Annotated in this window: 17 protein-coding genes and 3 pseudogenes; 13 read left to right on the top strand and 7 right to left on the bottom strand. The window is 61.5% G+C overall.

All coding sequences use genetic code 11. The annotated features are described in order from the left end of the window. Positions 1-23 precede the first annotated feature (23 nt). The 3 genes from OMK73_RS37400 to OMK73_RS37390 are packed head-to-tail and all read left to right on the top strand — an operon-like array spanning position 24 to position 4,875. A complete protein-coding gene (locus OMK73_RS37400) occupies positions 24-1,517 on the top strand; it encodes a site-specific integrase (RefSeq protein ID WP_267606728.1) in 1,494 nt (497 codons plus the stop codon). Continuing rightward, positions 1,514-3,394: an integrase gene (locus OMK73_RS37395; protein ID WP_267600168.1), complete on the top strand. Its 1,881-nt coding sequence runs from the start codon at positions 1,514-1,516 to the stop codon at positions 3,392-3,394. The genes OMK73_RS37400 and OMK73_RS37395 overlap by 4 nt, the downstream gene beginning before the upstream one ends. Beyond that, on the top strand, positions 3,391-4,875 hold the full coding sequence (locus OMK73_RS37390) for an integrase (protein WP_267606727.1): 1,485 nt from the start codon (positions 3,391-3,393) through the stop codon (positions 4,873-4,875). The genes OMK73_RS37395 and OMK73_RS37390 overlap by 4 nt, the downstream gene beginning before the upstream one ends. Here the strand turns inward: OMK73_RS37390 and OMK73_RS37385 are convergent. Further along, positions 4,806-6,068: an ISAzo13 family transposase gene (locus OMK73_RS37385; protein ID WP_267606726.1), complete on the bottom strand. Its 1,263-nt coding sequence runs from the start codon at positions 6,066-6,068 to the stop codon at positions 4,806-4,808. The two genes, OMK73_RS37390 and OMK73_RS37385, sit on opposite strands and share 70 nt — an antisense overlap. Positions 6,069-6,111: 43 nt before the next feature. Here OMK73_RS37385 and OMK73_RS37380 point away from each other — a divergent pair, with 43 nt between their 5' ends. From OMK73_RS37380 to OMK73_RS37360, 5 genes and pseudogenes are all read left to right on the top strand, one after another. Further along, on the top strand, positions 6,112-6,615 hold the full coding sequence (locus tag OMK73_RS37380; protein ID WP_267606725.1) for a hypothetical protein: 504 nt from the start codon (positions 6,112-6,114) through the stop codon (positions 6,613-6,615). Continuing rightward, on the top strand, positions 6,612-6,974 hold the full coding sequence (locus tag OMK73_RS37375) for a hypothetical protein (RefSeq protein WP_267600166.1): 363 nt from the start codon (positions 6,612-6,614) through the stop codon (positions 6,972-6,974). The genes OMK73_RS37380 and OMK73_RS37375 overlap by 4 nt, the downstream gene beginning before the upstream one ends. A gap of 191 nt (positions 6,975-7,165) precedes the next feature. After that, a pseudogene (locus tag OMK73_RS39540) lies at positions 7,166-7,216 on the top strand (hypothetical protein); the annotation flags it as partial. A gap of 141 nt (positions 7,217-7,357) precedes the next feature. Beyond that, positions 7,358-7,681 (top strand): hypothetical protein, encoded by a 324-nt coding sequence (locus OMK73_RS37365; protein ID WP_267600164.1) that lies wholly within the window; start codon positions 7,358-7,360, stop codon positions 7,679-7,681. After that, positions 7,668-8,195 (top strand): annotated as a pseudogene (locus OMK73_RS37360) (ATP-binding protein); the annotation flags it as partial. The gene OMK73_RS37365 and the pseudogene OMK73_RS37360, both read left to right, overlap by 14 nt. 34 nt (positions 8,196-8,229) lie before the next feature. On the opposite strand, the gene OMK73_RS37355 reads toward OMK73_RS37360, so the two are convergent. Both OMK73_RS37355 and OMK73_RS37350 read right to left on the bottom strand, forming a co-directional pair. After that, positions 8,230-9,258 carry a tyrosine-type recombinase/integrase gene (locus OMK73_RS37355; protein ID WP_267606723.1) on the bottom strand — a complete coding sequence of 343 codons (1,029 nt, stop codon included), beginning with the start codon at positions 9,256-9,258 and terminating at the stop codon, positions 8,230-8,232. Next, a complete protein-coding gene (locus tag OMK73_RS37350; protein WP_267606722.1) occupies positions 9,255-10,232 on the bottom strand; it encodes a tyrosine-type recombinase/integrase in 978 nt (325 codons plus the stop codon). Before OMK73_RS37350 ends, OMK73_RS37355 begins: the two co-directional genes overlap by 4 nt. Before the next feature lie 286 nt (positions 10,233-10,518). Here OMK73_RS37350 and OMK73_RS37345 point away from each other — a divergent pair, with 286 nt between their 5' ends. The 3 genes from OMK73_RS37345 (at position 10,519) to OMK73_RS37335 (ending at position 12,999) form a co-directional block, all read left to right on the top strand. Next, positions 10,519-11,058: a transposase gene (locus OMK73_RS37345; RefSeq protein ID WP_267606721.1), complete on the top strand. Its 540-nt coding sequence runs from the start codon at positions 10,519-10,521 to the stop codon at positions 11,056-11,058. Positions 11,059-11,161: 103 nt separating this feature from the next. Further along, positions 11,162-12,592, top strand: a complete 1,431-nt coding sequence (locus OMK73_RS37340) for a DDE-type integrase/transposase/recombinase (protein ID WP_267606720.1) — start codon at positions 11,162-11,164, stop codon at positions 12,590-12,592. Continuing rightward, positions 12,589-12,999, top strand: coding sequence for an ATP-binding protein (locus OMK73_RS37335; protein ID WP_267606719.1), 411 nt, complete (start codon positions 12,589-12,591; stop codon positions 12,997-12,999). Before OMK73_RS37340 ends, OMK73_RS37335 begins: the two co-directional genes overlap by 4 nt. Positions 13,000-13,086: 87 nt before the next feature. Here the strand turns inward: OMK73_RS37335 and OMK73_RS37330 are convergent, their stop codons facing one another. The 3 genes from OMK73_RS37330 to OMK73_RS37320 are packed head-to-tail and all read right to left on the bottom strand — an operon-like array spanning position 13,087 to position 16,330. Continuing rightward, positions 13,087-14,112 carry a tyrosine-type recombinase/integrase gene (locus tag OMK73_RS37330; RefSeq protein ID WP_267606718.1) on the bottom strand — a complete coding sequence of 342 codons (1,026 nt, stop codon included), beginning with the start codon at positions 14,110-14,112 and terminating at the stop codon, positions 13,087-13,089. Then, on the bottom strand, positions 14,109-15,080 hold the full coding sequence (locus tag OMK73_RS37325; RefSeq protein WP_267606717.1) for a tyrosine-type recombinase/integrase: 972 nt from the start codon (positions 15,078-15,080) through the stop codon (positions 14,109-14,111). Before OMK73_RS37325 ends, OMK73_RS37330 begins: the two co-directional genes overlap by 4 nt. Beyond that, positions 15,077-16,330, bottom strand: a complete 1,254-nt coding sequence (locus OMK73_RS37320; RefSeq protein ID WP_267606716.1) for a tyrosine-type recombinase/integrase — start codon at positions 16,328-16,330, stop codon at positions 15,077-15,079. The genes OMK73_RS37325 and OMK73_RS37320 overlap by 4 nt, the downstream gene beginning before the upstream one ends. Before the next feature lie 168 nt (positions 16,331-16,498). On the opposite strand from OMK73_RS37320, the gene OMK73_RS37315 reads away from it, so the two are divergent. Both OMK73_RS37315 and OMK73_RS37310 read left to right on the top strand, forming a co-directional pair. Beyond that, positions 16,499-16,912 carry a hypothetical protein gene (locus OMK73_RS37315; protein WP_267606715.1) on the top strand — a complete coding sequence of 138 codons (414 nt, stop codon included), beginning with the start codon at positions 16,499-16,501 and terminating at the stop codon, positions 16,910-16,912. Between the two features lie 7 nt (positions 16,913-16,919). Then, entirely contained in the window at positions 16,920-17,159 is a 240-nt protein-coding gene (locus tag OMK73_RS37310; protein ID WP_267606714.1) for a hypothetical protein, read from the top strand. A 259-nt stretch (positions 17,160-17,418) separates the two neighbouring features. Here OMK73_RS37310 and OMK73_RS37305 read toward each other — a convergent pair. Further along, a pseudogene (locus OMK73_RS37305) lies at positions 17,419-18,144 on the bottom strand (IS3 family transposase); the annotation flags it as partial. Positions 18,145-18,185: the final 41 nt, after the last annotated feature.

Raw genomic sequence — 18,185 nt, 5'->3', positions numbered from 1 at the left:
CGATTTCCGGATACTCGCAGGCTGTGTTAAAGCGGACACCCGCACAAACACAGCAGAGGATCTGCACGATGACAGCAAGACGAACGACCATCCGGCAACTGCCGCTGACCGAGGTCGTTGACCGCGACACACCCGGTGCGACGCCGGTCAGCATCACCGCCTCCGAGGGCGGCACTATCTATCACACGGTCCCACTCGCAGACCCTGACACCGGCAGGCGACGCGACGCCCGCCCGCAGTGGATCGCAGGCACTTTCCCTCTCTTTCCCGTTGTCCGGCTCGCTGACGGCGCGCCGTGGGCTGAGGCAAACGTCTGGCTCATTGATATGATGGAGTCGAAGTCGTCGCCAAACATGCTGACGTTCGCCAGCATCGCAGACGACCTGGTGGCGTTCCGTCGTTATCTCGATGACGAGGACGTCGACTGGCTGATGTTCCCCGCGAACAAACGGCAACGGCCCACCTACCGCTACAGCGCCTCGATCAGGCTGGCTGTGCAGGCAGGCGAACTGTCTCCGGGCGTTGCCAGGCGTCGTATGGGTGCCGTGGTGCGTTTCTATCGCTGGCTCATGGCCGAAGCAGGCTTCAGGCCCGCAAACGCGCCGTGGGTCGAATCTGGCCGTTTCATCGAGTTCAAGGACCAGAAGGGCTTCAGCCGCGCGGTCGAGGTCAAGACTACCGACCTGTCGATCAGTGGTCGGCGCGCCGAAGACCCGTGGGACGATCACATTCAGGACGGCGGTCGCCTGCGCCCACTGTCCTCTTCCGAGCAGTCGGTGCTGCTCCAATCGTTAGCCGCACTCGGCAACACCGAGATGACGCTCGTTCATCTGTTCGCGCTGTTGACAGGCGCTCGTATCCAGACGGTACTGACCGTGCGAGCGAAACACGTGATGCGCAAGCCTGGCGGGTATCACGGCGACGACATCCGTCTCGCCTGCGGGCCGGGTACGGGCATCGACACGAAGGGCGGAGTCAAGGGCGTGTTGCACTTGCCGCGCGGTTTGTACGAGCGGCTGTACATCTACGTGCACAGCGATCGTGCTCGCAAGCGTCGCCAGCTGGCAGACGGCGGCGATCATCCCGACCAGCCGCTCTTTTTGAGCCATCGCGGTGCGCCACTCTACGAGGATCGCGCGTCGCGTGCCCCGCTCAGCGCTGGCCCGCAGGTACGCCGCCATGTCAAGACCGGGCAGGCCGTGCGCCAGTTCATCAGGGACGAACTGTTGCCCGTGATGCGCGTGCAGCTTGGCAACCCCAGGTACGAGTTCAGCTTCCACGACCTGCGCGCCACCTTCGGGCTGAACATGGTCGACACGATGACAGCGAATGAGACGAAGTACACGCGGGCGCTCGATCAGTTGCGGCAGTTGATGTGGCACGTACAACCGTCTACGACCGAGCGCTACCTCGCTTACCGCGAGAATTGCAAGCTGTTCGACGCGGTACAGGACGGCTGGGGCGCGCATCTGTCGACGCTGGTTGCGCGCACCCTCGACACGGCGGTGGCAGCATGAGTCGCCAGTACGAGGAAGTGCACATGCCGCTCGCGGAGGGCACAACACTGCTGCACCCCGAGCGCGCGCTGCTCAAGTGGGAAGGCACCAACAGCCGTTCCGATATCGGTCAGATCTGCTATCTGACGCGTGACACGTCAAGTCCGCAGCGCACGCGACACACTTTCGAGCACTCAAGCTTCAGCAGCGAACGCGCCAGGGTCGTGCGCCTGCTGGTGACCCAGATTTCCGGGCGTATGACCCTTGGCACGAGGCGCCCGGAGACGATCTCCATGTATTTGCGCGTCGTGCTTGAGTTCGTCAACTGGGCCGACAGGCAGGGCTTGCATCAGACGCTTTGTCACGAGAAGGCTACGGCGGAGGCCGTTCATCGCTACTTCCGTGAGAAGCGCGAACAGGTCTCGCTGGGCAACCTGAAGCGCAATTCCGTCGGCACCAATCAGCGTTATCTGTTGTCGATGCTACGTGAGTTATTTCGAAACGACGACTTCTGCGCCGATGAGAAGGTGCTACGCCGTCAACTGGATGCTTCTGTGCCGACGGCTGTGCCTGACGCCGGGGCACAAGCCGCCCTGCTCGCGTGGGCTGACGCGCTCTTCAGCGGCATCAGCACGCTGGTGCTCGACTTCAAGCCGTACCCGGTGCACGTGACTACCGCGCGAGGTGAGAGTCTTTGCCTTGTTCCGTACAGACACCATCGTCGCGAAGGCGACGGCTCGCACGGCCTGGCCGGCTGGAATCTGGAAACGGGAGAGCCGCGCACCCGGGAAGAACTCACGATGCGCATGGCGGAGGCTGGCGCTAAAAACCCTTTTAAGCGTTCGGGGGACATCGCGACGCGTGCGGCTAAACATTTTGCGGCGGCGAACGAGGACGCGCAGTCACCGATCCGTCGCTCACATGCTTCGATGGCGGTCTTTTGCTTTGCCGCGCTGTTTCTGGCCGAAACGGGCGTCAACCCCGCACAACTGCTGGCCATGAGGTGGAGCCCGGAGTTTGCCGCGAGCCTGCAGGATGCGTCGGTTGCACGTCAGAAGTTTCGTGAGGTCAAGTACCGTGCAGGCGGTAGGGACGTTACGTTCACCGTCTCGCTGGGCTTCATGCCGAAGCTCAAGGCGTATCTGGCATTGCGCGAGTATCTGGTGCAGGACGCAGACTACGACGGACTGTTCATGGTAGTCGGGTGTTCTGCACAGAGACGACAGCCAGTGGGTCTCTCACCCCAGTTTCTGGTTCAGCTTTACCGTCGACTCGACACGTTCGGGATCGTGCTGCCACGCATTAGCGCACGTCAATGGCGTGCGGTGAAACAGGATTGGGCGGTGAGCAACCACGGCCCTGTCGTCGCAGCCACGCTGATGGGGCACTCGCTGGTCACGGCGCTGCGCTCGTACTCCAACGGTACGGATGCCGCGCACAAGGCTGAGATGGGCGCGTTCCTCGCTTCGGTCGAGAAGACCGTGCTGAAGCCCGGCGACGACCCAGCTGGCAGCATCAGGGGCGCGGTGGGCATCTGCATCGGGTTCCACAAGCCTGCACCGATCGCGGACTCGGTCACCGTGCAGCCTGACTGCCGCTCGACCGAAGGGTGCCTCTTCTGCGACCAGTACCGCGTGCACGCCGACGCCACCGACATCCGCAAGCTGCTGGGCTGCCGTCACTGCATCAGGCTCGTGAGTGGGCGTGCTGGATCGGTCGAGCAGTACGACAGCTCGTTCGGCGCGGTGCTGCGCCGCGTTGACTTCCTGCTGGATGAACTGCGTAAGCGCGACGCCGCGCTGGTCAATCAGATCGAGCAGGACGTTGATATTGAGGGGAACCTGGACGCTTTCTGGTCGACGAAGCTCGACCAGCTTTACGAATTGGGAGTGGCATGAACAACACGCTGATCTCACCGATCGCTGAGTGCCCCGACTGGTATCGGGTCGAGGATGATACGGTCGTCACGCGCGACAAGGCTGGAAACGCGGTTTCGCTGTTTGGTGACGACGCCTGGGACATCCAGGCATATACGATCGGACTGCGTCGCACCCACATCCATTTCAGGGGACACCTGCCTGACGGCGCGAGTCGCGCCCTTTCAGAGGCGACTACGCGTCAGTGGAAGCAGGTGATGTACTTTCTGATGCACGAAGTTACCGATACGGTCCCGGCGTCCGGTACGCTACACGCTCGTTCAAATCACCTGAGGGCGTTCGCGTTCTTTGCCGCCGCACGTCAGCTTACGCTCTACGAGGGCCTGTCCACTGTCGCTGTTGTTCTGGACTATGCGGCGCAAACCGGGATGGAGACGAAGGCCCAGATCCTTCATTCGATTCTGGTAAAGCTTCACCGTCTGGGCGTCGGGACCACAGGGCTGCGCGTACCACTGGGCCAACTGCACAAGCCTCTGCTCGAGCGCTTCGCGCAACGTGCTGGATACTCACAACACCCTGTCATCCCGACGCGGATCTACCAGCACTTCCTGTCGGCCTGTGAGCATGACCTCAGCATCGCAGAGGGCGTCGCTGACATGCTGTCGGACTACCTCGCACGCAGGTACGCTGGAGAGAGGCCGGGCGTCTCTGTGGAACTGGCGAGGACTGCTTTGCACTTCGGGTGCAAGGACTCCCCTTACGTTGTGTCGTTTCTTGTAGCGGCGATCGGCGGGCTATGCCAGCTTGTCATCCTGTCGTTCACCGGCATGCGTGCGGCAGAAGCGGAGAACCTGCCGTACAACTGCCTGAGCGAGACCCGTCTGGATGGCGTGACGCACTACACGATCGAGGGCATCACGACCAAGCTGTCGGGCGGTCGTTCCAGGCGCGCATGCTGGGTGACCAGCCAGCTCGCTGCCCGTGCCGTCAGGCTCGCGCAACGGCTGTCGGGCGAGGCACACCGTGCGCACTGCGCGCAGGGCTACGCCGAATCGACGGACGGTTCGCACCTGCTGTTCTGCCGGATGGGGCTGCGTTTGGGGTACGTAGCAAACCGGGCGGCGAGTACCGTTCATAACGATATCGAAGCCTTTCGTGAGCGCGTCTTCCCGACAATCACGGTCGAGGACATCGCTGAACTGAAGCGTGTCGACATGCACCGCGCGTGGGAAGACGAGCCGAAGTACGCGGTCGGGCAGCAGTGGCCGTTCACGCGCCATCAGCTTCGCCGTACCCTGGCCCTCTACGCCCATCGGAGCGGACTCGTGACGCTGCCGACGCTCAAACGTCAGTTGCAGCACGTCACGCAGGAGATGAGCATGTACTACGCTCGTGGCTCGGCATTCGCTAAGGAACTGTCAAAAAATAACTTTTACAACTTTTCGCGCGACTTGATGGATGATTTTACGGATCGAACCGACGCAGCAGGAGATAGTGTGTAGTTCCAGTCGCCGTGGAACTTGTCGGTCTTCAAATGCAGCGACGCCATCGTCGAGTCGTCAACCTGTACGCCTGTCAGATAGGATCTTTTGTCCAAAGCAGCCTTCACGCGCAACCCCTTCGCGGTGGTTGTGCCGGCGATCAGGTTGACGATCACCTCGTGGCTCACGAGAGGGTGTCCGCGCCAGTTCTCGGTAATATGGCAGAACATCCGGTGTTCGATTTTGTTCCACTTGCTGGTGCCCGGCGGGAAGTGACACACCGATATCTTCAGCCCTGTGGCATCGGCCATGCGCTGCAGCGCCACCTTCCACAGCCGTGCGCGCGAACTGTTGCTGCCGCCTCCATCGGCGGTGATCAGCAACTCGGTTGCGTCGGGATAGGTTTTCCGCCCCATGCGTCGCCACCAACAGCAGATCGATTCGACCGCAAACTCCGGCGTGTCGTGGTCGACACCGACGCTGACCCATCCGGCGTTGGCGTTCAGGTCATAGACGCCATATGGAATGGCCTTGCCCAGCTCCTTGTCTTGGAAGTCATGCACACGCACCTGGGGCGCTTGCCCCTTGGGATGCCACTCTTGCCCGGCATTCTTGAAGTCTCCGACCAGTTCCTTCTTCTTGGTATCCACCGAGATCACGGGCTGGCCGCGTCGCTGAAATTGCCGGGCACGCTTGGCGATGTGCTCGAACTGCGCATTGCGGTCCGGATGCGAGGCACCCTCGCGTGTCTTGCGATTGGCCTGCAGGCTGTAGCCAGCTTCTTGCAACAACGCACTCACGCTTTGATGGCTGACTGGGTGGCCTTGGCGGGTCAACTCCGACGCCAGAATCCGCACGCTCTTGCACGTCCAGCGCAGCGGCGACATCGGATCGCCTCGCGTGGTCGGTTCGACCAGTTCCTCCAACGCCGGACGCAGCTCTGCATTACTGTGCGTCACTCGCGGACGCCCCGCTCCAGCTCGTCTCACACGCCGCTGCGTCTTTGTCGATGCAGGCCCCTTCGCATCGTCGAGTTCCTTGAGTCCTGCAACGATCGTCGGACGCGTCAGTCCGGTCGCTCGCGCAACGATGCTTACCCCGCCATAACCCAACGCGCGAGCCTCCGTGGCCGCCCATAGCCGCCGCTGCTGTTCATCTAACAGCTCACTCAATGACTTGAACTTCTCTGCGATTCCAGCTTCTTTTTCATCCATCCTTTCATGCTATACAAACACGTCCACTTGTAAAAGTTATTTTTTGACAGTTCCTAAGGGCTTCATCGACGCCGACAAGACCCACTTCGCGAAGGAATGGGCCGGGGCACAGGGCCTGTCCGAGTACCTTGCATACGCCGAGCAGGTGCTGTTCTCTGACGAGCGGCTGTTCGGCGGCCACGCAGCGTGGACGCAGAGCCGTGCCGTGCAGGCCTCGCCTGTGTCGGTCTACTCACGCGAGCAGACGGTGAGGATGTTCGTGAAGGGCGAGCTGGCGTACCGCGAGACGGTGCTGGGCGGCTGCGCCAGTGTCGAGCAGTGCAAGTCGACGCCGCTCGACTGGATGCGTCTGGATTGCCTTGAATCGGACTGCCGTAACCTCGTGGTCGTGCCATCGAAGCTTCGGCGCGTGATCAACGCGCAGCAGGTTACGGTCGCGAAGCTGCGCGCGGTCGATGAGACGAGCGTCGAATACCGGATCGAGGCGCAGGTGCTTCAACGACTGCTTGACGCGCAGGAGAAACTGATCAAACCGGAGGCAGCATGAGCGGCGCCATGACCGACTACTATGCCGCCCTTGAGCGGCTGAAGAACCGCAAGGGTGCGCGTATCAACAACGACACCGTGGCGATCGAGGCGGGCCGCAAGAAGGGCAGCATCAAGAAGTCGCGCCCACAGTTCACCGAACTGATCGCAGCGATCGACGCGGCCAACGCAGTGGCCGGGCGCCCGAAGCTCGAGCTCACCGAGCGTCTGAACCGCGCAAAGGGCGACGCGAAGGATCTGCAGGCACAGCTTGACGAATCGCTGGCTCGTGAACTTGCTCTGCTGCATCAGGTGTTCCGCCTGCGCAAGGAACTGGCCGCGCTGCGTGGCGGTAGCGTCCTGCCCTTGCAGCCGCGCTAGATTGCGGCGGGCATCTTCGCTCGAAATCAGCTGCGAAACTTGCGACTGAAGATGGACATTCCGACGGTCGTTGTGTCCATTTTTTCTGCTGACTTTATGGACACCAGGCAGCCTGCTGATTCCAGTATTTTCAAGGCTCTGGCTGATGTCCATTTTTCTCTCTTGCGCGTAACACGATCCCGCACACCCATGTGCAGCGCACACTCACGGTACGGGCCGATCCCCGCCAGGTACGCATTCTCGATGGTGCCGATCTGCTCGCCACCCATGGGCGCAGTTACGATCGCGGCGCGCAGATCGAGATTGCCGCCCACATTGACGCCCTCGTTGCGCGCAAACGCGAAGCCCGCCACCATCGCGGCCTCGACCATCTCACCAGAGCCGTGCCGGCCAGCCAGGCGCTGATGCTGCGCGCCGCTGAACGGGGCGGCAATCTGGGCAATATCACCACCCACCTGCTGCGGCTGCTGGACCGCTATGGCGCTGCCGAACTGCAGGCAGCGATCGACGAAACGCTCGCCAGCGATGCCGCACCACACCAGAACCCAGTGCGTCTGGCGCTGGAACGCCGGCGCGAGGCGCGACACGCGCCTCCGCCAGTGCTCGTCAATCTGCCCGAGCACGTCCGGCACAAGGACAGGCCGGTGACACCCCACCGGCTCGACATCTATGACCAACTCACGGGAGAGGCCGATGACCACGCCTGAGAACCTGCAAGCCCGGGCGAACGCCTTGCGCCTGGTTGGACTGCTGGCGCACTGGCCGGAGGTTGCGATCGAGCCATGGGTCGCGCCGCTGCTGCAGTGGGAAGAAGAAGAGCGTGCCCGTCGCTCGCTGGAACGACGCATCCGGGATGCCCGTCTGGGCAACTTCAAGTCACTGTGCGACTTCGATTGGACCTGGCCATCGCGCTGCGACCGGGCCACCGTTGAGGAACTGATGTCGCTCGAGTTCCTCAAGGATAAAGCCAACGTCGTGCTGATCGGCCCGAACGGCGTCGGCAAGTCGACGCTGGCGCTGAATCTGGCCTATCAGGCGCTGGTGCACGGTCATACCGCGCTGTTCACCACCGCCGGCCAGATGCTCGGCGAACTGGCCGCGCTCGACAGCGACTCGGCCCTGCGCCGACGCCTGCACCGCTATGCAACCCCGGACGTGCTGGTCATTGACCTATGTGCAGTGCCCAGTTATGTAGAGTCCGGCCGATCGAGGCATGGTGACAGCCGGTATCCCGGACGCGGACTCCACATAAGTTTCAGAGCCGCTTCAACCACTCGATAATCGGCAGGCGTTCAAATGTTCGGCGGTCAGTCGGCGCCATCGTTAATATGTCGGGGAACACTTGTAGGAGCGCCTGGCGCTTCATGTCGATGTCTGCTTTCGAATAGCGCATCGTTGTATCGAGACTCGCGTGACCCAGCCATTGGCTGATCGTTGGGAAGTCCACGCCCGACTTTAACATGCTGACCGCAGTCGTATGCCTTAGAGAGTGCGGGTGGATGCGTTTCTCCCTGAGGGTAGGTACGACCGCTTCGGCCGCGACCAGATGCTTGCGAAGCAGGTAACGGACCCCAAAGCGGGTAAGCTTGTCGCCGCGACTATTGACAAACAGTGCCGCGTTCACGTCAAGGGGATGCGGGCGCTCTTCGACGAGCCGCTCCAGCAACCTGGCAGTCTGCGGCCAGATGGGGCAGACGCGCACCTTGTTCCCCTTGCCTTGCAGTCTGACCTGGCACGGCCGCTGCACGCGCAGGTCGCACAAACGAAGGTCGAGTACCTCCTGCACCCTTGCACCGGTATTGAACATGAGCGACAGCAAGGCGTAATCTCGCCGTCCGGCGGCGGTCGTTCGATCGACCGCATTCAGCAGCGCCTCGACCTCATCCGGCTCGAGATACTCGATCGGCGCTGACCGGGCACCGCGTTTGAATGGAATGCCGAGGATTGCCTGCGACGCCGCCAGGTGTTCAGGACGTTCAGTTGCCAGGAACCGCGCGAATGTATGAATCGCAGCAAGCCGGATATTGCGCGTCGCAATGCCGTTGTGCCGGTCTCGCTCGAGAGATGTCAGGAACTGTCCGACCGATTCCGCGGTGATCGCGGCAAGATCCAGGCGTTCAATCCCGCAGTGTCGCTTCGCACTGAGAAATCTCAACAGGAGTACCAGCGTGTCGCGATAGCTATGAATTGTGTGCCGGCTCATTCCTCGCAACGCGGGCAGATAATCCTGGAAAAATCGGGCAAGGATCCGACCGAATTCATCGGAATATGAGCGCCGTTTCATCGCTGCTCTCCTCGGACAAGATAACCAAATTGCTTGGCGAACCGATTACTGGCCAGCTCCTGGAGTTCAGGAGTCCAGCGCAAATAGTAGGCCGTCGACACGATTGAGACGTGACCCATGTAAAGTGCGAGCTTTGGCAGGTTGGACTGAACATCAGCACCCTGTCGGTACCATCGCATCAGAACTTCAATTGCAAAGGAGTGCCTAAAATCCTGAATGCGAGGAACACGTCCGTCGACATCCCATATGCCGGCATCATGCAATAGTTCCATGATACCGCGACGCAATCCTGATCCAGTGTAGCCCCGCAGACCATGGTGCATATTGCACAGTAACGGTGACGACGGCGTCGTGTCGAGCGGGGTGGCCAGGCGGTGCACGAGGTAGCGGCATAGTTCCCGCCGGGCACCGCACGAAAGCGGAACCCACCTCGATTTGTGAAACTTCGATTCCCGCACGCGCAGGACCCCAGCGTGCGCGTCCACATCGGCCAGCGTCAACCGTACCAGCTCTCTTCGCCTGAGCCCAGCGGTGTACAGCAGTACAAGCGCCAGGCGCAGGACATACGGTCGTAATGGCGATGTCGCCGTGGCCTCGCGCGTGTCCGCAAGTTCGAGTAACTGACCCACCTGCGCAGGAGTCAGGATAGTTGGCGCGGGAGGCGGCTGCGTCCGCGCAAACCGGTTGATGTCCGGCACGAAACACCGGGGCTCAGTACGTTGCCGGTAGAGGCAGAAGTTGCGCACGGCAACCTGGCGGGCCCGGCGCACATTCGCGGTGAGCGACTCAAACATCCTACACCACGATTCGAATAGCCCGCTACTCAGGTCCGATTCGCCAGCCTGGACCAGGAAGTTCGTCAGCGAGTGCAAGGTACGTTCCTGCATGTCGTATTGACGTCCCAGCGCTCGGCGGTGCGCAAGGTATCGAGTGATGACGGGATCAAGCGCAGTTGACGCGACATGGTCGTTCATGATGCCTCCTTCGTCGAGACGTGGCCACAACAAGGGACGGGTAAGGCGACATGTCGCAGCGCCTCCACATGCAGGCGAAGATAGACGCACGTGCTCTCCAGGCAGTCGTGACCAAGCAGATCGCCGATCGTCTTCTGAGCATGAGCGGCGTTTGTGATGTCGAATCTGTGAGATTTGATCAAGCACGATGAGGGAAGCCGGAGAGCTTCCCTCAGGGATCGTGCAAGCACTGCCCTGAGAGAAGATGTCGCCTTTATTGTGTCCAGCAATGAAGGAGACTGCGCCAGTGTGCCACGCCCTGCTACAAACGCCAGCGTTCTTTACCCTGTTGCGCCAGATCGACGAAGACCTGATGCAAGCCGCCCATCAGAATGGCTGCTGCCATTGTGGCCATCCACTCCACCGAGCCGACTATCCCCGCAAGCCGCGGGGTTGCCCGCCGGCGGCGCGCCCGGATTGCAGCACGCGCCTGAGCCTATGCTGCGCCGGCTGCCGCAAACGCACGACGCCAGGTTCGGTGCGGTTCCTCGGCCGGCGCGTCTACCTGGCCATCATTCTGGTGCTGCGATCGAGCCGCACCCACGGCTCCGGCACAGAGGGGCTGCCGGATGTCAGTTGGGTCACGCTCAAACGCTGGCGCCTCTGGTGGACCGATACCTTCCCGGCCACGCCCGTCGGCCGGTGGCTGCAGGGTCGTCTGCCGCCCGCGCCAGATGCCGTTGTCTATCCCGAGCGCCTGCTGCAGACGGTCCAGGCCGACACCGACACCGGCCGCCTCACTGCGCTGCTGCGTCTCTTGCTTCCCCGCTCTGATCGCAATGACTGAGGGGCGTCCAATGTAGCTGGCGATCCGCAGAACTTGTCGATGGCGGCGCATTTGGTCAGCCCGTAGCCTCCCTTCCCATCATCCACACCCCCTCGGGAGGGCTATGTCACTATCCATCGATCACCGTAACCGATGGGCGCGCCTGCGCTTCTCGGTCATCGGCCCATTGCTGGCCTCGCCGCCGGGCAAGGGCGCGCTGCAGGACGCCTTGCAGGCGCTGGCGGCCAAGGTCTGGCGCCATCCCGTCACCGGCGCCGACGTCCGCTTCGGCGCGTCCACCATCGAGCGCTGGTTCTATCGCGCGCGTTATGTCCACGACCCAGTCGCCCAACTCAAGAATCGACTGCGCGACGATTACGGCCACTTCCCCAGCATGATCGCCGCCATCACCGACGTGCTGGTGGCACAGTACCGCGCCCATCCCGGCTGGAGCATGCAACTGCACTACGACAACCTCGTCGCCGCCCTCAAGGGCACGCCGATCGTGCTGCCTTCCTACACGACGGTCTGCCGGTACCTCAAAGCCCACGGCCTCGTGCGCCAGAAGACCCCACGCTCGACCACCCCTGGCGCCATCGCCGCGGCCGCCCGGCGCGAACAACGGGAGGTGCGCAGCTACGAAGTCGATCACGTGGCCGCGCTCTGGCACCTGGACTTCCACCACGGCTCGCGCAAGGTCCTCACGCCCGATGGTCAGTGGCACAAGCCCTTGCTGCTGTGTGTCATGGACGATCACTCCCGGCTGGTCTGCCACCTACAGTGGTTCCTCGACGAAACGACCGCATCGCTGGTACACGGCGTCTCGCAGGCGCTCATGAAGCGTGGCCTGCCAAGGGCCATCATGAGCGATAACGGTGCAGCCATGCTGGCCGACGAATTTACTGAGGGACTTGCCCATCTGGGCATTCTGCACCAGACCACCTTACCTTATTCTCCGTATCAGAATGCCAAGCAGGAGAGCTTCTGGGCGCAGGTTGAATCCAGACTGATGGCCATGCTCGAAGGCGACCCTGATCTGACGCTGGACAAGCTGAACCTGGCCACCCAAGCCTGGGTCGAGCAGGAATACCATCGCAAGCCACACTCTGAGCTCGGCGCGGCGCCGCTCGAACGCTACCTGTCTTGCGCCGACGTGTCGCGGACCTGCCCGGAGGCGCTGGCGTTACGCCGGGCCTTCCGGATCCAGGAACATCGCCGCCAGCGCCGTTCCGATGGCACCTTCACCCTCAACGCCGTGCGCTTCGAGGTGCCGTCCGCCTATCGCCATCTGGAGCAGGTCTGCCTGCACTATGCGCGCTGGGACCTCTCCCAAGTGGAACTGGTCGATGCGCGCACCGGCACGCCACTGGTTGCCGTCTTCCCACTGGATAAGTCTGCCAATGCCGATGGGCTGCGCGGGCGAGTGCGGGTCGCACCCGCAGCCGAAACCAGCCCGGACGGCATCGCGCCCTTGCTGCGCCAGTTGCTCGCCGAACACGCCGCCACTGGTTTGCCTCCCGCCTATCTGCCCCCGACTCCGCCTGCGAAGCCATGATGCAACCCAATCTGCTGGCCTTGTACGGCCTGAAGTTCAACCCCTTTGCGCAGGACATCCCCGTCGAAGCGGTCTTCGTGAACCCCAGACTCGATCACTTCTGCTGGCGCATCGAGAACGGCCTGGCACGCGAAGGCGGCTTCGCCATGGTGCATGGCGATCCCGGTTCCGGCAAGAGCATCGCCTTGCGCCTACTCCATCAGCGCCTGACCCGTCTGCCCGACCTGATGGTGGGCTCGATTACCCACCCACAGAGCAGCCTCTCCGACTTCTACCGGGAGCTGAGCGACATCTTTGCGGTGCCGATCAAGCCGCAGAACCGCTGGGGTGGCTTCAAGGCCTTGCGCGAACGCTGGCTGGCCCATCTGGACGCCAGTCGCCGTCGTTGCGTGCTGCTGATCGACTAATGTGAAGTCCTCCGAGATGTGAAGCTACGAAGCGGTAGTCAAGCGTAGACGCTGATAGGTCGCTTCGCGCTCCACATAACAATACCCTCAAAGGTGACGCAACCATCCGAGCAGGTCGGCGGCTCCGTGCGTAAGCCGTCCCGGTGCCGACGCTGCCAGTACATCCGGAAAGACCTGCGTCAATGCCTGCCGTTTCAGATCGAGGTCTGCGCGCGCATACACCATGGTCGTGTTCAGGCTCGCATGCCCGAGCCATTGACTGATGGTGGCAAAGTCAACGCCGGCCTTCAGAAGCGCGACAGCAGTACTATGCCGAACCGAGTGAGGATGAATGCGCTTGTTGCGCAACGTGTCGACGGTTGTGGCTGCTCCCGCAACATATTTGCGGAGAAGATAGCCGACTCCAAAGCGCGTCAATTTACCACCCCGCTCGTTGCGAAACAGCGTGGCCTGGCTATCCTGCGTATCCGGTAGTGCCTGCGACAGACCGCGCAAAAGCGAAGCAGTGTTGGCCCAGATCGGACAGGTTCTTACTTTGCCACCTTTGCCCAGCAGTCTCACCTGATACGGTGGCTCCGTCCGGATATCGCATCGGCGAAGGTTGAGTACTTCCTGAACGCGCGCGCCGGTGTTGAACATCAATGCGAATAACGCGTAGTCGCGTTGGCCCGAACGCGTTGAACGGTCAATCTGGCACAACAGCGCCTTGACCTCGTTGGCTTCCAGATATTCGATCGTATGTTGCGTTGTGCCGCGTTTGAACGGAACACCGAGAACGCGTTGTAACTGGCTCAAGCGTTCCGGATGCTCACCGGCGAGGAAATGGGCGAGGCAGTGCAGTGCCGCAAGGCGGGCATTGCGGGTCGAGATGCCATTACGTCGTTCGCGCTCGAGGAAATCCAGAAACGCGACCACTTGTTCGGCATTGAGATCCGCCATATCGAGGTCCTCCACGGACCGGCCGGTTTGTTCGGAGGCGAAGCGCAAGAATAGAACAACGGCATCGCGATAGCCGTGGATCGTATGAGAGCTCATTCCCCGCAGGTTCGGCAAATACTCCTGGAAAAACCGAACGAGCGCCTTGCCCAATGAGTTCGGCCGATCGGGTTTCATGATGTACCTCCATCAATCAGACTGCCGAAGCCGGCCTCGAACTGCTCGCTGGCGGCTTGCGCAAGCGAGGGCGTCAACTGCAGGTAGTGCGCAGTAGAAAGGATCGATATGTGACCCATGTACATCGACAGCTTGGGTAGTTTGACCTGCACATCAGCCCCCTCCCTGTACCAGCGTAGCAAGGCGCCAATCGCGAAGCTGTGTCGAAGATCCAGAATCCGGGGTTGGCGTTCGTCAGCACCCTGAATGCGGGCCGAGCGCATCACTTCCGCGAACAGGTGCTGGAATCCTTGGCCGGTGTAGCCGTGAAACCCTGCGACACAGTGGCACAACAGCGGCGCATCGGGCGCGCAGTCGAACTGCGCCTGCAATCGCTTGCGCAAATATCGGCGAACTTCCGCGCGAGCATCCTCCGACAGTGGTACAAACCGTGATCGGTGGAACTTCGACTCGCGGATATGCAGCACGCCTTGCACCTCGTTCACATCGGCTAGGGTCAACCGTACGAGCTCGCCACGACGAAGCCCCGCGCTGTAGAGCAACGCCACCCCCAAACGACACAGTGCTGGTCGAAGCGGGGATTGCCAGGTGGCGCGAAGTTGATCACAAGCGTCCAGAATTTTGGCGACATCTGTTCCGGAGACGATAACTGGAGGATCATGGGGACTGCTCCGCGTGAATCGACGTCGATCCGGAACGAAACACTCTGGCTCGGTGCGTTGCCGGAAGCGACACAGCTTGCACACTGTCAGCTGCCGGTGTCGTTGTGTGATTCCTCGCAAGGAGGAGAATGCCTGGCACCACGTCTCGAAGCCCTGCTGGGTTAGGTCGCTGAAGCCATGCTCGTTCAGGAATCGACTCAATGACCGCAGGGTCTGCTCTTCCTTGAAGTAGCGGCGGCCAAGTGCTCGCCAGTGCAGAAGATAGCGCTCGATAGCAAGATCGAGTGGTGTCTGAGGGTGGTTCATGATGAGCTCCACAGCGGAATGTTCGTGGTTGCTGACCCCAGTGGCAGGCCGACTTCTCTTAACACCTCCATTTGCAGCCGAAGGTAAACGCATGTGCTTTCCAGCGATCGGTGGCCCAGCAGGTCGCCAATTGCCTTGAGGCCAACGCCCCTGTTCAATAGCCTCATGGCGAAGGAGTGCCGCAGGCTGTAGGCTGAACTTCCTTGTAGAGCCAATCCGCTCGCGAGCATGCTTCTTTTATAGATTTCGTTGATCGCGGTGGGACACAATGCAGTTGCGGGCCTATGCGACCGCAGAAACAGGTCTGTTCGACCGCGGACAACTGGCCTGCCGAAGTTCAGATAATGTTTGAGTATGCGGGTAGCCTGAATGGACAAAGGAAGGAGAAGCTCCGAGCGGGTCTTGCGTTGGTGAACGCGCAGAGTGCTTTGCGCCCAGTCGATTGAATCCAGTTGCAAGGCGGCGATCTCAGCAGGCCGCAAACCATAGTGCGCCATCAGATAGAGAATGGCATGATCGCGGCAGCCAACCATGCTTGACCGATCGATGGAATGAAGTAGCGCGAGAACGTCGCGCCACGGGAGTGCGCGTGGTGGCAGTTCATCACGATACGTACGCGGGGTGTCGATTGTTCCGATGCGCTCGCGTATATCGCCACGGGCGTGGCAGAACAGGAGGAATGAGCGCAGATGCGCGACCACCTGTTGCAGGCTCTGGCGGTTCATGCGCTCGCCCGAGGCAGCCACAAAACGATCCACAGAATGCATCGACAGTTCGGCAAGGGAAGTCTCTGGCGAAACCGCGTAGCTCAGGAAAGCCATGGCCGTACGCATGTGGTTGCGGACCGTCGAGGGCGACATGCCGCGCTGATTGAACAGCGAGTCCCGGTATGCATCCAGTAATGTCGCGAAGCGATCATGCCGTGACATGGGCAGCAAGTGACCTCGCGCCGAAAGAAAGCGTTCGAAGCGGTGCTGCGTATGCAGGTACAGTTTCGCCGCCTGCGGATTTGCAGCTGGAACTGCAAACAGCGCCGCTAGGTCTGCCGCCGAGAATCTTGATTCTGCAGTGACGTTGCCGACACCCTCGAGTGTCTGTTTTAAACGAAAAAGATGGCGGCGAAGCGCCGTGCCCTTATAGCCTTCATCGACAAGCCAGCTGGCGAAGTCCTCAAGCACATTGGTGACGGGTGACTGTGTGTAAGACAGTTGACCCTTGGGAAAGATTTGCTCAAGCATCATGGCCTCCATCAACGTCAGACGGAGATACCACCATACGCCCGGCGGATTCAGTTATGTTGAGAAACGCCGTGCAGTTTGACGGGAGAGCAGGAGGAGATCAGCGGCACTTAACATCTCGGACTACTTCACATTAGTCGATTAACGTTACACATAACGTTAATCGACGAAGCCCAGGAGATGAGCGCGCCGGTCCTCTCGGAGTTACGCCTGCTGGCGTCGGCGCGCTTCGACTCCCAGGCGCTGCTGTGCGTGGTGCTCGCCGGCGATGCCCGCCTGCCCGACAAGTTCACCCGCGACGACCTGATCCCGCTGGGCAGCCGCATCCGCGCGCGCCTGGCCCTGGAGGCCGCCACCCTGGACGAACTGCAGGCCTGCCTGAGTCACCTGTTGGCTAGCGCCGGCAACGCCAGCCTGATGACCGATCCGCTGCGCCAGACTCTCTGCGAGCATGCCGCCGGCAACCATCGCATCCTGATGAACCTGGCCGGCGAACTGCTGGCCCAGGCTGCGCAGCGCGAACTGCCGCAGATCGACGAAAAGCTCTACCTCGAAACCTATACCGCAACCCAGACCCGGCGCGGCAAGCGCTGAGCATCCGATGACAGACCAGACCTTCCTTCCCTTGCTCGGCCCCATCCTGCCCGAGTTGACCGACGCGGACGCCGCGGCGATCCTCGACTATCTCCACGAACTGGTGATGCTCGTCGAGTCGCATTACCTCGTGCAGATCCGGCGCCATGCCGAGTCGCAACTCCAACTCGCAGATCAACTCAGCGCCGGAAGCGCCGGCGTGAGCACGTCCATCACCATTCCACCGCATCGCGATCAACAGCCGTGATGGTCTTCGCCGAGCCGCTCTCGCGGCTCGCTCCTTCTCCATCATTTACCTTGATCGCCTCTCCATCAAATCCCGCGCTCACGCTCACTACGTCACCCTGCCAGTGTCAGCAGGTCACCGCCGCTTCGGCTCACTTCCCCTCACAGCAGAGGAAGGGCATGCCCCGGTACTGCAATATCAATTCCACCGGGTCCTGCATTCCAAACATGCTCAAGCAGCTTCACCCCCAAACGGGCGGGCTATGCTGGCTGGGCGTACTATAGGTGATGTCTCCACTCCAGAGCTGATTCGGCGCCTCAGGGGTGAACCTGCGCTGCACCAAGTCGGCGGCCACCGGCAAGTTATGTTTGCTGTCAGTGGTGACAACAAACTTACGCTTGGTGCGCGCGCGCAGGCCATGCCGCTGCATCAGGCGACGCACCCGCTCCTTGCCCACCCTGACGCCGCGCGCGAGCAACTCCTTATGCATGCGGGGCCAACCATATTCCTGCTTGACCTCGGCATGGATGGCGCGCAGGTGGGCCAGCACCGGCACGGCCTCATCGCTCTGGCGTCCGCTGGAGCCGGGGCTAGTTGACTGCCGTTGGCGCCAAGCGAAATACCCACTGACGCTCACGCCCAGCACCTCGCACGAGATACTCACTGGCCAGTGCTTTCTCACTTGGTAAATCCAGGCATACCTTGCAACACGTCCTGCGCAAAGTATGCCGCGGCTTTTTGCGATATCGCGCTCCATTCTCAGGCGCGCATTCTCCGCCCGCAGCCGAGCCAGCTCCATCTGCTCAGGCGTGACGCTCACCGGCTTGCCAGTCGTTCCTGCCGCCAGCTCTCCCTTTTCACTCTGACGCATCCAAGCCCCAAGGCTACCCTTGGGAATGCCGAGAACCTTGGCCGCGACCGCAATCGATTGGCCGGCCTTCACCTGGCGAACCGCCTCCAACTTGTATTCCTGCGTGTATTTCGCTCGCGTTTGCTTGCCTGACATGTCTTAGCTCCTTGCTCGTATTTGAACATAGGCTAAGAACT

This window comes from Cupriavidus sp. D39 (genome assembly GCF_026627925.1).
Lineage (GTDB): Bacteria > Pseudomonadota > Gammaproteobacteria > Burkholderiales > Burkholderiaceae > Cupriavidus > Cupriavidus ulmosensis.
This window is presented reverse-complemented; position numbering and strand designations above follow the sequence as displayed.

Coding starts and splice junctions, on each gene's coding strand:
- OMK73_RS37325 (WP_267606717.1), bottom strand. CDS start 15,080: ATGAACCACCCTCAGACACCACTCGATCTTGCTATCGAGCGCTATCTT.
- OMK73_RS37320 (WP_267606716.1), bottom strand. CDS start 16,330: ATGGAGGCCATGATGCTTGAGCAAATCTTTCCCAAGGGTCAACTGTCT.
- OMK73_RS37315 (WP_267606715.1), top strand. CDS start 16,499: ATGAGCGCGCCGGTCCTCTCGGAGTTACGCCTGCTGGCGTCGGCGCGC.
- OMK73_RS37330 (WP_267606718.1), bottom strand. CDS start 14,112: ATGAAACCCGATCGGCCGAACTCATTGGGCAAGGCGCTCGTTCGGTTT.
- OMK73_RS37335 (WP_267606719.1), top strand. CDS start 12,589: ATGATGCAACCCAATCTGCTGGCCTTGTACGGCCTGAAGTTCAACCCC.
- OMK73_RS37375 (WP_267600166.1), top strand. CDS start 6,612: ATGAGCGGCGCCATGACCGACTACTATGCCGCCCTTGAGCGGCTGAAG.
- OMK73_RS37340 (WP_267606720.1), top strand. CDS start 11,162: ATGTCACTATCCATCGATCACCGTAACCGATGGGCGCGCCTGCGCTTC.
- OMK73_RS37395 (WP_267600168.1), top strand. CDS start 1,514: ATGAGTCGCCAGTACGAGGAAGTGCACATGCCGCTCGCGGAGGGCACA.
- OMK73_RS37390 (WP_267606727.1), top strand. CDS start 3,391: ATGAACAACACGCTGATCTCACCGATCGCTGAGTGCCCCGACTGGTAT.
- OMK73_RS37310 (WP_267606714.1), top strand. CDS start 16,920: ATGACAGACCAGACCTTCCTTCCCTTGCTCGGCCCCATCCTGCCCGAG.
- OMK73_RS37355 (WP_267606723.1), bottom strand. CDS start 9,258: ATGAAACGGCGCTCATATTCCGATGAATTCGGTCGGATCCTTGCCCGA.
- OMK73_RS37350 (WP_267606722.1), bottom strand. CDS start 10,232: ATGAACGACCATGTCGCGTCAACTGCGCTTGATCCCGTCATCACTCGA.
- OMK73_RS37385 (WP_267606726.1), bottom strand. CDS start 6,068: ATGGATGAAAAAGAAGCTGGAATCGCAGAGAAGTTCAAGTCATTGAGT.